The organism is uncultured Roseobacter sp., from assembly GCF_947496515.1.
Taxonomy (GTDB): domain Bacteria; phylum Pseudomonadota; class Alphaproteobacteria; order Rhodobacterales; family Rhodobacteraceae; genus Roseobacter.
The window spans coordinates 300,145-313,488 of sequence record NZ_CANMDB010000003.1; the positions used below are offsets into that span (position 1 = coordinate 300,145).

Annotated in this window: 11 protein-coding genes; 4 read left to right on the forward strand and 7 right to left on the reverse strand. The window is 62.3% G+C overall.

Annotated features, from left to right (window positions below):
• Positions 1-150 precede the first annotated feature (150 nt).
• From Q1A53_RS08525 to Q1A53_RS08555, 7 genes are all read right to left on the reverse strand, one after another.
• Positions 151-1,830 carry a BCCT family transporter gene (locus Q1A53_RS08525; protein WP_299965115.1) on the reverse strand — a complete coding sequence of 560 codons (1,680 nt, stop codon included), beginning with the start codon at positions 1,828-1,830 and terminating at the stop codon, positions 151-153.
• A gap of 220 nt (positions 1,831-2,050) precedes the next feature.
• A complete protein-coding gene (gene mnhG, locus Q1A53_RS08530; protein WP_299965117.1) occupies positions 2,051-2,452 on the reverse strand; it encodes a monovalent cation/H(+) antiporter subunit G in 402 nt (133 codons plus the stop codon).
• Positions 2,449-2,736 carry a K+/H+ antiporter subunit F gene (locus tag Q1A53_RS08535; RefSeq protein WP_299965119.1) on the reverse strand — a complete coding sequence of 96 codons (288 nt, stop codon included), beginning with the start codon at positions 2,734-2,736 and terminating at the stop codon, positions 2,449-2,451. Before Q1A53_RS08535 ends, mnhG begins: the two co-directional genes overlap by 4 nt.
• A complete protein-coding gene (locus Q1A53_RS08540; RefSeq protein ID WP_299965122.1) occupies positions 2,733-3,233 on the reverse strand; it encodes a Na+/H+ antiporter subunit E in 501 nt (166 codons plus the stop codon). Before Q1A53_RS08540 ends, Q1A53_RS08535 begins: the two co-directional genes overlap by 4 nt.
• Position 3,234: 1 nt before the next feature.
• Complete coding sequence (locus tag Q1A53_RS08545) at positions 3,235-4,776, reverse strand: monovalent cation/H+ antiporter subunit D (RefSeq protein ID WP_299965125.1); 1,542 nt, start codon at positions 4,774-4,776, stop codon at positions 3,235-3,237.
• Positions 4,773-5,129, reverse strand: coding sequence for a Na+/H+ antiporter subunit C (locus Q1A53_RS08550; protein ID WP_299965127.1), 357 nt, complete (start codon positions 5,127-5,129; stop codon positions 4,773-4,775). The genes Q1A53_RS08545 and Q1A53_RS08550 overlap by 4 nt, the downstream gene beginning before the upstream one ends.
• Position 5,130: 1 nt before the next feature.
• The gene (locus tag Q1A53_RS08555) at positions 5,131-7,998 is read right to left on the reverse strand and encodes a monovalent cation/H+ antiporter subunit A (RefSeq protein ID WP_299965129.1); all 2,868 of its coding nucleotides are present in this window, start codon (positions 7,996-7,998) and stop codon (positions 5,131-5,133) included.
• A 238-nt stretch (positions 7,999-8,236) separates the two neighbouring features.
• Between Q1A53_RS08555 and Q1A53_RS08560 the strand changes: the two genes are divergently transcribed.
• The 4 genes from Q1A53_RS08560 to aspS all read left to right on the forward strand — a co-directional run bounded on the left by Q1A53_RS08560 (position 8,237) and on the right by aspS (position 13,062).
• Positions 8,237-9,085, forward strand: a complete 849-nt coding sequence (locus Q1A53_RS08560; RefSeq protein ID WP_299965131.1) for a LysR family transcriptional regulator — start codon at positions 8,237-8,239, stop codon at positions 9,083-9,085.
• Positions 9,086-9,182: 97 nt separating this feature from the next.
• Positions 9,183-10,406, forward strand: coding sequence for a 3-sulfinopropanoyl-CoA desulfinase (gene acdA / locus Q1A53_RS08565; RefSeq protein ID WP_299965133.1), 1,224 nt, complete (start codon positions 9,183-9,185; stop codon positions 10,404-10,406).
• A 148-nt stretch (positions 10,407-10,554) separates the two neighbouring features.
• Positions 10,555-11,199 carry a GntR family transcriptional regulator gene (locus Q1A53_RS08570; protein WP_299965135.1) on the forward strand — a complete coding sequence of 215 codons (645 nt, stop codon included), beginning with the start codon at positions 10,555-10,557 and terminating at the stop codon, positions 11,197-11,199.
• Positions 11,200-11,286: 87 nt separating this feature from the next.
• Positions 11,287-13,062 (forward strand): aspartate--tRNA ligase, encoded by a 1,776-nt coding sequence (aspS, locus tag Q1A53_RS08575; protein ID WP_299965137.1) that lies wholly within the window; start codon positions 11,287-11,289, stop codon positions 13,060-13,062.
• Positions 13,063-13,344: the final 282 nt, after the last annotated feature.

Here is a 13,344-nt window from a genome sequence, read left to right on the forward strand (position 1 = left end):
GGGCGCTGCCCGGCCTTAGGCCGGGTGCGCGGGCGGAGCCATCCGCGTGTCGGGTCATTCGGGGGGTATTGCAGGGCCGCTGGGTGGCCAGACAGAAAAAAGGCCCCCAACCGTCAGTCGGGGGCCTTTCGTGTTGAGATGGTGCGGTCGTTACTCCGCCGGGCTGCCAGCCATATCCTGATCAATGGTCGTCGGCACACCTGCCGCCTCGCGACGGCCATCGTTGAAGATCGCCTTGATCAGCGCCAGGCACATCAGCGCCATGACGATGGAGAAGGGCAACGCCCCGATCACCATCGCAGTCTGGATGGCACCGGTGCCGCCGGAGATCAGCAAGCCGCCAACCACGAGCGCCAGGGCCGCACCCCAGAACAGGATGTGGGGGCGCGCCTTCGGACCTTCGTCACCGGCGGCGTTGATGGTGTTCACGATCAGCACCGCGGAGTCCGCGGAGGTCACCAGGAACGTCATCAGCAGGACCACGATGATCACCGCCATACCCCACGCGAGGATTTCGGCGATTGGTGCCAGCATGAACTCGGTCATGGCAAAGATCTTGTCACCATTGGCCGCACCGAGGATCACACCGTTTGCGTCGCCGTTGAGCTCTAGGTCGATGGCGGTGCCACCGGCCCAGGCGAACCAGACAAAGCACATCAGCGACGGGACGATCATCGCGCCCAGTACGAATTCGCGGATCGTCCGACCGCGCGAGATGCGCGCAAGGAAGAGACCCACGAATGGCGCGAAGGCGATCCACCAGGCCCAGTAGAAGACCGGCCACCAGCCCTGCCACTGTGTCAGCAGGAAGGCCTCAGACCCTTCGACACCGTCAGAGGCATAGACGTTGAAGCTGAGCCACGGCAGGGCGACGAGATAGTCCCAGATGCCGATGAAGAAGGCCGATGCTCCGAACCATGTGGCCCCGAAGATGATGAAGAAGCTCAACAGGAAAATCGACAACACCATGTTGATGTTCGACAGCCATTTGATCCCCTTGCCCACGCCGGAGAGCGCGGAGAGGGTCGATGCCCCCATGATCACCAGCAAGGCGATAACGATGCCCAAGGTCGTGGCAGATCCGTCTTCGAGGGCGAGCCCGCTGATACCGATCCGTGTGAGGCCGGCGACGAACTGCTCCACCCCAAAGCCCAGCGTTTGCGCAACACCCAGGATCGTGGCCACAACGGCGACGATGTCGATGATGTGGCCAAGCGGACCTGAGAGCGATTTGCCGAAGAGAGGGGTCAGCGACGACCGGATGGTCAGTGGCAGCCCGCGACGGTAGCTGAAGAACGCCAGCGCCAGACCGGCGACAGCGTAGCACGCCCAGGCGCCCAGACCCCAGTGCAGGTAGGACCAGACATAGGCTGTGCGCACATTGTCGGCCCCCTGCGCCGTTGTCAGCCCCTGAATGACGGATGGGTTATTCTGGAAGTGCGCGACCGGTTCAGCCACAGCCCAGGTCAACATGCCAACGCCGATCCCGGCGCCGAACATCATCGAGAACCAGGAGAAATTGGTGAATTCGGGTTTTTCGCCCTCGACCCCGAGGTTGAGGCGTCCGGCTGTCGGCCAGATCGCCAGACCGATGCAGACGATCACAAAGGCGGTCACAACCCAGATGTACCAAGCGGCGAATTGAGCCAGAATGGCCGTATTCCAGTTACCCAGCACGGTGCCAGCCTGGGTCGGCCAGACGATGCACCAGACCACCAGCGCGCTGATGATGATCTTGCTGATGACCGTTACATTGACGCTGAATCCCCTATAAAAACCGCTATTGGCGGTTTTGATAGGCAAATCAGTAAGGGGTGGTTCTATCGACATATGCGTGTTCCCTGTTCATGGCGTGCCCTTTATTACGCAGAGCTGCCACAACCCTAGGAGCAATGCGGAAACTTGTACACCACGCGATTCGGAGGATTCTTGCCCGCTTGAGGGTCAATTCCGCAATTTTTGGCATAGCGCAGAGAAATTCTATAGCACCAGTTACCGGTTTCCACTGGCATGCCGGGGTAGATTTCCATGGGTCACCAGCGTCGCAGAATCAGCTTTTCGCGGTTGATTTCGCATCAGCGGCGAGCGCTCGGTCCGCTTCTGGAACGTTCAAGGTTGACCAAGTATCATCCCGTGGCGGGCTGGGCGGCGTGTCGCAGCTGCGGCAGTGAATGTTCACCTTGGCGATGAAGTTGGCCGAAATCGGAGCTGTCACAAAGAGAAACGCCATGATGAGCAGTTCGTGGAACGAGCCTTCGCTGAAGGTAAAGGAATGGATCATCGAGGCCAGCAGGAACGCCCCGATCCCCACAGTGCCCACCTTTGTCGGCGCGTGCAGCCGGGTCATGGAATCGTTGAATTTCAGCAGGCCGATGGCGCCAACCAGGGCAAAGATTGCGCCAACCAGCAGGCTGATCGCAATGGCGTAGGTCAGGACAAGCTCAAGGTTCATTCGATGATGTCCCCCCGCAGAACGAACCGGGCATAGGCCACGGTGGAGATGAAGCCGAGCATCGCGATGATCAGCGACACCTCGAAGTAGATCCGTACGCCCTGCGCGATCCCCAGCAGTACGATGAGGCCGATGGCGTTGACCACCATGGTGTCGAGCGCCAGCACCCTGTCGCCGGTCGATGGCCCCTTGATCAGCCGGAACATGCACATGACCTGCGCGAATGCGGCTACCACAAAGGCGATGATCAGCGCTGTATCCATCAATTGCGTCGCAAAGCTCATGCGAAGATCTCCTTCAACCGCCGTTCGTAACGGTGCTTGATGTCATCGCGCACCGCTTCTGGGTCTTCGGTATGCAGCACATGGACCAGCAGGCTGTGGCCTTCATCCGACAGATCCGCGGATACCGTGCCCGGGGTCAGGGTGATGGTTCCCGCCAGCATGGTGATGGCCTCGGGCTGGCGCAGATCCAGCGGCACCACGATCCAGGCGGGGCGCAGCTTGGCGTTGGGTTTGGTCAACACGATCCACGCGACCTCAACATTGGCGACCATGATGTCCCAAAGGACGATGAGGATGTAGCGGATCAGCCGTGTGGGGTGAAATGCCTGCGGTGTATCCGGCCACCAGGCAGCGGTGCCCCAAGGGATGATAATGCCGAGAATAATGCCGAAAACGACCATTCCAGCGGAGATCTCGTTTTGCAGAAGTGTCCACACCACGGCGAGCAGGATCGTCAGCAACGGGTGCGGTAGCAGCCATCGGTAGGCTTTGGCCATATCAATATCCCTCCGTCGGTTCGCTCAGCTTGCCCGGTGTCTCCAGCACGGTCGCGATATAGGGTTCCGGGTCAAACAGCTGGTCCGATATCGCGGTCATGTAGCGCGTCGCAGGTCCGGCAAAGACAGTATGCGCCGCGATCAGCGCGATCAGCCCGCCGACGGCAACATAGGACAGCATCGCGGGTGGTGTCGCAGGCTCTGCATCCTCCGCGCCTTCTGTCGCCTTGGCCTTCCAGAACAGCGTGCTGCCAGCGCGCGAAAAGCCGACAACCGCGATCAGGCTGGAAATCAGGACAGTGCCCCAGATCCAGGCGGCCGACGTGCTTTCAAACGCGGCGTCGAGCACCAGCAGCTTGCCCAGAAACCCCGACAGGGGCGGCAGGCCCGCCATGGCAATAGCGGCGGCGAAGAACAACGCCGACGTCGGCACCGCGCCCGCGATCACCGGCTGCGCGGTCAGCCTCAGATCGGCCCGGCCCGCGCGCACCAGATCCGTGATCAGGAACAGCGCCGCGGCTGCCAGCGTCGAATGCACCATGTAATAAAGCGCTGCGATGATGCTGGTGGGGGTGAAGAGCGAGATCGCCACCATGACCATCCCCATCGACCCGATCACGGCGAAGGCCACGAGGCGGTCCAGATGCCGCGCCGCGAGGATACCCAGCATGCCGATGGCGAGCGAGGCAAGTGCTGCGGGCAGCAGCCAGGTGGTGTGCAATCCCTCTGTCACCGCGAGATCCGGACCAAAGACCATCGTGTAGACCCGGATGATCGCGTAGGCCCCTACCTTAGTCATGATCGCGAAGAGCGCGGCGACGGGGGCGGGCGCTTCGGCGTAGCTGGACGGAAGCCAGAAGTGCAGCGGCAGCACTGCCGCCTTGATCGCAAAGACCAGCAGCAGTAGCACGGCAGCGATGCGGATACCCGCCGTCGCCTCTGCGCCGATGAGCGTCACGCGCTGCGCGAGATCGGCCATGTTGAGCGTGCCCGCCTCGGCATAGATCGCACCCAGAGCAAACAGAAACAGCGTCGAGCCGATGAGATTAAAGAGCACATATTGCACCCCCGCCCGCAGCCGCGCATTGCCGCCCGCGTGGATCATCAGCCCGTAAGAGGCGATCAGCAGCACCTCGAAAAACACGAAGAGGTTGAACAAGTCGCCCGTCAGGAACGCGCCCATGATCCCCATGATCTGAAACTGAAAGAGCGCGTGGAAATGCCGCCCGCGGTTGTCCCATTCGGACCCGATGGCGTAGAGCAGCACGAAAAGCGACAGCACCGCCGTCAGCAGCACCATCAGCGTCGACAGCCTGTCTGCCACCAGCACGATGCCAAAGGGTGCGGCCCAATCTCCCAGTTGATAGAGCGTGATCGTCCCGTCTGAGGCCTGAAGTGCCAGGCCGAGCGCGATACCGATCAGCGCCAGCACCCCCGCCACCGAGAACACACGCTGGATGCCGATGTGATAGCGGGCGGCCAACACGATAAACGGCGCCAGCAGGGCGGGCAGGATCACCGGGGCTACGATCCAATGTATCATTGTGTCTCTCCGGATCCGGTGCTCTCTTCGTCGAGGGGGTCGTTGATGCGGTCATCGTCAGAGCCCAGAAATGCACCAAGTGCGATCATCACCACCACCGCCGTCATCCCGAAGGAGATCACGATCGCCGTCAGCACCAGAGCCTGCGGCAGCGGGTCGGCATAGCTGTCGATATTGTCGCGCAGGATGGGGGGCGCACCGATGGTTAGGCGCCCGGAGGAGAACAGAAACACGTTGACTGCATAGGTCAGCAGCGAAATCCCCAGAATGACCGGAAAGGTTCGCAGCCGCAGGGTCAGGTAGAGGCCACAGGCGGTCAGCACACCAATGGCCGAGGCAACGAGAAGCTCCATCTCAGAGGCCTCCTTTCGCGGGGGTCGCGGGGTCGTTGCGCGACGGGTCGATGTCCATGGCGTGCTCTGTATCGGGCGTATGGGCGCGCCGCGCCAGCCTTGAGAAGCTTTCCAGCGACAACATCACGGCGCCGACCACCGCAAGGAAGACGCCAAGGTCAAAGAGCGCCGCGGTCGCCAGTTCAAACTCCTGGAACGGCGGGATGCGCACATAGGTGAAATCCGAGGTCAGGAACGGCTTGGTCACGAACCACGAGCCGATCCCCGTCAGCCCGGCGATCAGAACGCCCGCACCGATGATCCCGTGGTAGGGATACCGCAGCCGCGCCGAGGCCCAGTTGAAGCCGCTCGCCATGTACTGCATGACCACCGCAATCGACACCACAAGGCCCGAGATGAACCCGCCGCCCGGCTCGTTATGGCCCCGCAGGAAGATGTAGAAACCCACCAGAAGCACCACCGGCATGATCACCCGGGTCAGCACCACCATCATGGTGGGGTGCATGTCGCCCGCCCGCGGCTGATCCGGCTTACGGTTCAGCAGCCGCGCACGCACCGGACCGGACAGCAGCGTTTCCGTCAGCGCGTAGATCAGAAGGGCTGCGATGCCCAGCACGATGATTTCCCCGTAGGTGTCGAAGCCCCGGAAATCCACGAGGATCACATTGACCACATTGGTGCCGCCGCCGCCCTTGTAGGAATTGGCCAGATGGAACTCCGAGATCGGCGCGCTGATCGCGTCGCGCATGAGGAAGTGATAGGCCATGACGGTCGTGACCAAACCGCCCGCGATGGCCAAAACGGTATCGCGCGCGCGGCGCATGGTGCTGCTCTCCACCGGGGAGTGTTTGGGCAGGAAATTCAGCGCCAGCAGCAGCAGGATGATCGTGACCACCTCGACCGTGATCTGCGTCATGGCAAGATCCGGCGCGCTAAAGAATACGAAGCCGACAGAGACCATCAGCCCGGCGATACCGATCAGGATCAGAGACATCAGCCGGTTGCGGTGCAAAAACACCATGGCGATGGTGGCGGCGACCAGCATCGCCCAGCCCGCAAGGGCAACCGGGGTGGTGGGCTGCATCTCGCGCGTCGGTGCGCCCACCGTGCCCGTGACAAAGGCATAGGTGCCCGCGCCGATGATGGTGACGGCAGCAATCGCCCCGTAGCGGGAAAAGGCACCGTTGTGCAGACCGTGGATCAGCCCCTCCGCAAGGGAAACGAGCCGGGCGATCAGCCCCTCAAAGATCGTCTTGGCCTCGGGCCGCGGTGCTGCATCCCAGAGCCGCAGTGCGGGCTTGAAGACCGCCATCATCAGTAGACCACCGACAACCGCCGCGATGGACATGAAGAGCGCGGGGACCAGCCCGTGCCAGATCTTGATGTATTTGACCTCAAGTTCGGCGACGCCGCCGATCACGGATTTGGCGACGAGGAAAACGAAATCCTGAACGAGGAACGGCGCCACGCCGATGACGACCACCAGCACCACCAGGATCGCGGGTGGCAACCACATGCCGGCGTCGGGATCATGCGGTGTGGTGGGGTAGTCGTCGCGCACCGGGCCAAGGAAGGTGTGCCCGATGAGGCGAAAACAATAGGCCGCCGAGAAAAGCGAGCCGAATGTCGCCAGCGCGGGCACCAGCCACGGCGCACCAAAGAGAACTGTGTGCGTGGCCTCTTCCAGCATCATCTCCTTTGACAGGAACCCGTTCAGCAGCGGGATCCCCGCCATGGAGAGTGCCGCCAGCGTGGCAATGGTGAAGGTCACTGGCATCAGATGCCGCAAGCCGCCCAGCCGCCGGATGTCACGGGTATGCGCCTCATGGTCGACGATCCCGGCCGACATAAAGAGCGCCGCCTTGAACGTCGCGTGGTTGAGGATGTGAAACACCGCTGCCATGGCGCCAAAGGTCGTGCCGGTGCCCAGCAGCATGGTGATCAGCCCCAGATGGCTGACGGTGGAGAAGGCCAAGAGCGCCTTGAGATCATGTTTGAAGAGCGCGATCACCGCGCCCAGCACCATGGTGATCAGACCGGCGGTGGTGACGATATAGAACCATTCCGGCGTGCCTGACAGAACCGGCCACAGGCGTGCCATCAGGAAGATCCCCGCCTTTACCATCGTGGCGGAGTGCAGATAGGCCGAGACCGGCGTGGGGGCTGCCATCGCGTGTGGCAACCAGAAGTGAAACGGGAATTGCGCGGATTTCGTGAAGCACCCCAGAAGGATCAGCAGCAGGGCGGGCAGATAAAGCGGTGAAGCCTGAATGAGCTCGCGGTTCTCCAGAATGACGCTGAGGTCGTAGCTGCCGACAATCTGACCCAGCAGAAGCATCCCCCCGATCAGCGCCAGCCCGCCCATGCCCGTTACCGTGAGTGCCATCCGCGCGCCTTGCCGACCCTCGGGCAGATGCTTCCAGTAGCCGATCAGAAGGAAGGACGACAGCGACGTCAGCTCCCAGAAAACTAGCAAAAGCAATATGTTATCGCTGAGAACAATGCCCACCATCGCACCCTGAAAGAGCAGAAGGTAAGTGAAGAACTCGCCCATATTGTCCTTGCGTGACAGATACGCCCGCCCGTAGGCGATGATCAGCAAACCGATCCCCAGAATGAGCAGCGCAAAGAAAAAGCCCAGACCGTCCAGCATCAGCGTGAAGTTCATTCCGAGGCTGGGCATCCACTCGACCCGCGCGCTGACCACCTCCCCGGCGAGGACGGCAGGCAAGTTGGTCAGCAGCCCGATGAAGGCCGTCAGCGACACGGTAAAGGTGATGCCCGCACAGGCCTGCCGCCCCGCCGAGTTCATCAGCCCCGGCAACAGCGCGCCAAAGAAGGGCAGTGCGACGATCAAGAAAAGAGACACGCAAACTCCTGCAGTACGGGGTCGGGATCGCCTTCCTATTTGTGTCACAAACGCGCTGTGCTCAAGTAAAACCGTAAAAAATCAACGCAAAAGATGTCTGCGGCACGGCCCTTCGTCCGCTGGTGGGCGCAAAAAACGGGCTGTTGTCCGGCTGGATCGGCCCATCCTCCGATGGACCGGGCACCGAAGGTTCGCTAGCCTCAAGCGCAGTCTGCAGCCCTATTTCCTAGGTCCCTTGATGAACATCCAGCACATGCGCATTCTGATCGCCGTCATTGACACGGGCTCTTTCGCTGCAGCGGGAGAGGCCGTCGGCCGGTCGCAATCCGCCATCAGCCTGCAGATCAAATCGCTGGAAGAAGAGCTGGGTCTGACCTTGTTCGACCGTCTGGTGCGTCCGCCCCGGCCCACCGCCAAGGCCCGGGCGCTGGCCGATCACGCCCGCAAGGTGGTGACGCTATTTGATGCGACGCCGCAGGTTATTGACGGCGATCTGATCCGCGGGCGGCTGCGTGTGGGGGCTGTCCCCACGGTGCTGAGCAGCTTTCTGCCCCAAGCGCTGGCGGAGCTGCGCGCTCAACACGCGGATCTGTCCATCGACGTGCACAGCGACAGTTCGGACCGGTTGGCCGCCCAGCTGGGCGAGGGCGCGCTGGACGTCGCCGTCTGCACGCGCCCACCCAGCCCCATTGCCGGGCTGGACTGGCATGTGATCGCGCAGGAACCGCTGATGGTCCTGGCCCCCGTCGACGCCGGTGGTGACGTCCGGGCGTTGCTGACGGGCCATCCGTTCATCTGGTTCAACCGGCAAACCTGGGCCGGTGGCGCCATAGAGAGCCATCTGGCGGAGCGAGGCATCACCGTCGCCGCAACCATGGAGATCGATTCGCTTGATGCGATCCAGTCGCTGGTGCGGGCGGGTCTTGGCGTGTCCATCGTCCCCTTGTGTCGTGGGGGCAGTGGCCGTTGGCCTGGATTGCGGGCTGTGCCATTCGGGGATCCGCCGGTCACACGGGAGGTCGGCGCGCTCGTCCCGGCAGATGCGCGCGCATCCACGCTCATCAAGACGTTTCTCGGCGCGCTTTAGATTGAGTAAATCAAAAGATATATGCCAGATATTCTCGTTATTATTTGGTATACTGTTGAAGTAACCTCCTGATCACTCAGACCTTGCGGAGGTTTCCATGTTTGACGATCACTCCACCGACCACGCCTCGTTCCTGCTGTCCGAGCGGCAACAGGCGCTGCGGGCCCGTGCCCGTGCTTTGGCGGAGCGCACGGCCCGGGTTCGTGCGGCCGAGACCGACGCGACCGAGACCTACCCTCATGAAACCGTCGCAGAAATGACCGATGCTGGGTTCATGGGCATGGGGGTGCCGCACGCTCTGGGCGGGCAGGGGGCCAGCTGTCAGGACATCGTGCTGGTGGTGGAGGAGTTCGCGCGCTGCTGCGGGGTGACCGGGCGGATCGCGGTGGAGGGCAACATGGGCGCTATCGGTGCGATCCTCGCCTATGGTACGGATGGTCAACGGGAAATCGCGGCGCAACACGTGCTGTCCGGCGACAAACCTGCCATTTGCATTACAGAGCCCGACGCGGGCAGCGCTGCGACCGAGATGCGCACAACGGCGACCCGCGATGGCGACGGTTGGGTTCTGGAGGGGACAAAACACTGGATCACGGGGGGCGGTGTGTCGCGCCTTCATCTCATCTTTGCTCGGGTGATCGAGGACGGTCAGTTCAAAGGGATCGGCGGTTTTATGGCCTTTCTGGGCGAACAGGGGCTGGAGATTGGCCCGCGCGAGCCGACCATGGGCCTGCGCGGGATCCCTGAAACCGTGGTATGTCTGCGCCAGATGCGTTTGTCCGCCGACCGTCTGATCTGCCCGCCAGAGGGGGTTGCGAAGGGTTTCGCAGGCTTGATGAACGCTTATAACGCACAGCGGGTGGGTGCTGCGGCAGTGGCGCTTGGCCTGGCGCAGGGGGCGTTCGAGGCCGCCCGGGACTACGTCAAGACGCGCCAGCAGTTCGGCAGGCCCATCGCGGAATTTCAGGGTTTGCAGTGGATGCTGGCGGATATGGCCACGCAGATCGACGCCGCCCGTCTGATGATCTGGCGCGCGGCCCAGAGTGCCCAGCATCAGCCGTCGGGCTTTCCGGACCCGGTTCAGGCCGCGCAGGCCAAGGTCTTCGCCTCCGAGATGGCGGTAAAGGTCACCAATGATGCGCTCCAGTTGCACGGTGCCGCAGGCTATTCGCGCAACAACCCGGTTGAACGCATGCTTCGGGACGCGCGCATGTTCACCATCGGCGGTGGTACCGCCCAGATGCTGCGCAACCTGATTGCGGGTGATGTTCTGGATATGAAAACACCGCAAACGCGGGACGGATACCTTCCCAAAGGGTAGCCATCTGCGCGCCTCCGGGTTGGTCTATGGTATCGGTTGCAAATGCATCTGTTTTCGGGCCTTGCTTGAACAATCTGTGCATGGGCCGAGGCCCTGATCATTTCTGGAAGGCTCTTTGACCGAAAAAACGCGCAAACGCCCCTCCAGCATGGAACGTGCCCTCGAAGAGTTGCGCGCCATGATCTTTTCCGGACGGCTGGCCGCCGGATCGAACCATCTGGAGGCGGAACTGGCCAGTATGCTGGGTATGTCACGCACACCGGTGCGCGAGGCGCTGCTGATGCTGGAGGCGCAGGGTCTGCTGGAAATGAAGCCGCGCAAGGGCGTGCGCATCCTGTCGGTCTCTCCCGAAGACATGCGAGAAATCTACGATGTGCTGACCGAGCTGGAGAGCCTCGCCGCAGAGCAGGCGGCGCAGCGCGGATACGGCCCGGATGCTTTGGCGGATCTGGACCGTGCCATTGAGGAGATGGAGGCTGCCGTGTCCCGGGACGATCTGGATCGCTGGGCCGAGGCCGATGACCGGTTTCATACGGAGCTTGTCCGCCTCGGCCAGAACAGGCGGATCGAGATGATCTCCAACATGATGCGTGATCAGGTGCGCCGCGCGCGGGCCATCACGCTGTTTATCCGGCCGAAACCGGCGAAATCCAACGAAGCGCACCGGCGGGTCTATCAGGCGATTGCCCACGGAGACGCTGACATGGCGCGCGCGGCACACCGGGCGCATTGCCAACAGGCCCGCGAGATGCTGGTCGACCTGCTGGAACGTCATCGGTTGCGGGCTCTCTAGCGCTCGCTCACCTGCCGGATCACGCCTTGACTTCCCCGGTACCAACCGGTGTATCTGGCGCGAAATTCGAACCCGAAGGAATCCACGATGCACGCTTATCGCAGCCATACCTGCGCCGCTCTGACCTCTGAAAACGTGGGCGATACGGTGCGTCTGTCGGGCTGGGTTCATCGGGTGCGCGACCACGGCGGTGTGCTCTTCGTCGATCTGCGCGATCACTACGGTATCACCCAGGTGCTGTGCGATCCGGACAGCGCGGTCTTTTCGCAGGTCGAAAAGCTGCGCGCGGAGTGGTGCGTGCGGATCGACGGGGAGGTGAAGGCGCGCGATGCCTCGCTGGTCAACGAGAAGATCCCGACCGGGGCGATCGAGGTCTACATCCGCGATGTGGAGGTGCTGGGGCCGGCGGGCGAGCTGCCGCTTCAGGTCTTTGGTGATCAGGAATACCCCGAAGAGACACGGTTGCGGTATCGCTACCTCGATCTACGGCGGGAGCGGATGCAGGCCAATATGACCTTGCGCTCGGACGTGGTGGCGTCGATCCGGCGGCGGATGTGGGACAGTGGTTTCAGAGAGTATCAGACGCCGATCATCACTGCCTCCAGCCCCGAGGGCGCGCGCGACTTTCTGGTGCCGTCGCGGCTGCACCCGGGTAAGTTTTACGCGCTGCCGCAGGCGCCGCAGCAGTTCAAACAGCTGCTGATGGTGTCGGGCTTTGACCGGTATTTCCAGATTGCACCGTGCTTTCGCGACGAAGATCCGCGCGCGGACCGCTCGCCCACGGATTTCTATCAGCTCGATCTGGAGATGTCATTTGTTGAGCAGCAGGATGTTTTCGACACCATCCAGCCGGTGCTGACCGGCCTGTTCGAGGAATATGGCGGCGGCCGCACCGTCGATACCGACTGGCCGCAGATTTCCTACAAAGACGCGGCGCTTTGGTACGGCAGCGACAAACCGGACCTTCGGAACCCTATTAAAATGCAAGTGGTCTCCGACCACTTTCGCGATTCCGGCTTTGCGATTTTCGCAAAGCTGCTGGAGCAGGATGGCACCGAGATCCGCGCTATTCCAGCGCCGGGGGGTGGCAGCCGCAAGTTCTGCGACCGCATGAACGCCTTTGCCCAGAAAGAAGGGCTGCCTGGCATGGGGTACATCTTCTGGCGCGATCAGGGGCAGGGCATGGAGGCCGCAGGCCCCCTGGCCAAGAACATCGGACCCGAGAGAACCGAGGCGATCCGGCAGCAGCTGGGGCTGGATGTGGGCGACGCGGCCTTCTTCCTCGGTGGCAAACCGAAGGCGTTCGAGGCCATCGCGGGTAAGGCACGCAATGTGATCGGGGCTGAGCTGGGGCTGACCGACGAGAACCGGTTCGCCTTTGCCTGGATCGTGGATTTCCCGATCTACGAGCGCGACGAAGAAACCGGCCGGATCGATTTCGAGCATAATCCGTTTTCCATGCCACAGGGCGGAATGGCCGCGTTGGAGGGGGATCCGCTCGACGTGTTGGGATATCAGTACGATCTGGCCTGCAACGGTTATGAGTTGGTGTCGGGCGCGATCCGGAACCACAAACCCGAGATCATGTTCAAGGCCTTCGAGATCGCGGGCTACGGTGAGGATGAGGTGCGCAAGCGTTTCGGCGGGATGGTCAACGCGTTTCAGTACGGCGCGCCACCCCACGGCGGGTGCGCGGCGGGCATCGACCGGATCGTGATGCTTCTGGCGCAAGAGCAGAACATCCGCGAGGTCATCCTCTTCCCCATGAACCAGCGGGCAGAGGATCTGATGATGGACGCACCCTCCGAACCAATGAGCGATCAGCTGATGGAGTTGGGCCTGCGGGTGATTCCGCAGGAGTGAGCCTTTACGGCAGGCGTATCGGGTTGGCGGCAGCGCTTTCTGATAGCCGGTCGCGCCGCCGCGGTTCGTCGCTCTTCTGGGCGATGTCTGCGCTGGCGCTGGTTTTTCAGGGATATGGTTGGCGGGGTTTGCGACGCTTCGTTCTGTCCCGGCGGTGTCCTCTTCCCGAACAGAGGTGCTGAGGCGGTGGCATTGAACCTGAAGGCTCCGAACCCGGGGTGAGCCGAGACCGCCGCGCTGTGTATCTGGTAAAGACGATCTATTGAAATGCGGTGTCTGCCC

Bases quoted from the DNA above. Each gene is read 5' to 3' on its own strand.
- Q1A53_RS08525 (WP_299965115.1), bottom strand. From the start codon at position 1,830: ATGTCGATAGAACCACCCCTTACTGATTTGCCTATCAAAACCGCCAAT.
- mnhG (WP_299965117.1), bottom strand. From the start codon at position 2,452: ATGAACCTTGAGCTTGTCCTGACCTACGCCATTGCGATCAGCCTGCTG.
- Q1A53_RS08535 (WP_299965119.1), bottom strand. From the start codon at position 2,736: ATGAGCTTTGCGACGCAATTGATGGATACAGCGCTGATCATCGCCTTT.
- Q1A53_RS08540 (WP_299965122.1), bottom strand. From the start codon at position 3,233: ATGGCCAAAGCCTACCGATGGCTGCTACCGCACCCGTTGCTGACGATC.
- Q1A53_RS08545 (WP_299965125.1), bottom strand. From the start codon at position 4,776: ATGATACATTGGATCGTAGCCCCGGTGATCCTGCCCGCCCTGCTGGCG.
- Q1A53_RS08550 (WP_299965127.1), bottom strand. From the start codon at position 5,129: ATGGAGCTTCTCGTTGCCTCGGCCATTGGTGTGCTGACCGCCTGTGGC.
- Q1A53_RS08560 (WP_299965131.1), top strand. From the start codon at position 8,237: ATGAACATCCAGCACATGCGCATTCTGATCGCCGTCATTGACACGGGC.
- acdA (WP_299965133.1), top strand. From the start codon at position 9,183: ATGTTTGACGATCACTCCACCGACCACGCCTCGTTCCTGCTGTCCGAG.
- Q1A53_RS08570 (WP_299965135.1), top strand. From the start codon at position 10,555: ATGGAACGTGCCCTCGAAGAGTTGCGCGCCATGATCTTTTCCGGACGG.
- aspS (WP_299965137.1), top strand. From the start codon at position 11,287: ATGCACGCTTATCGCAGCCATACCTGCGCCGCTCTGACCTCTGAAAAC.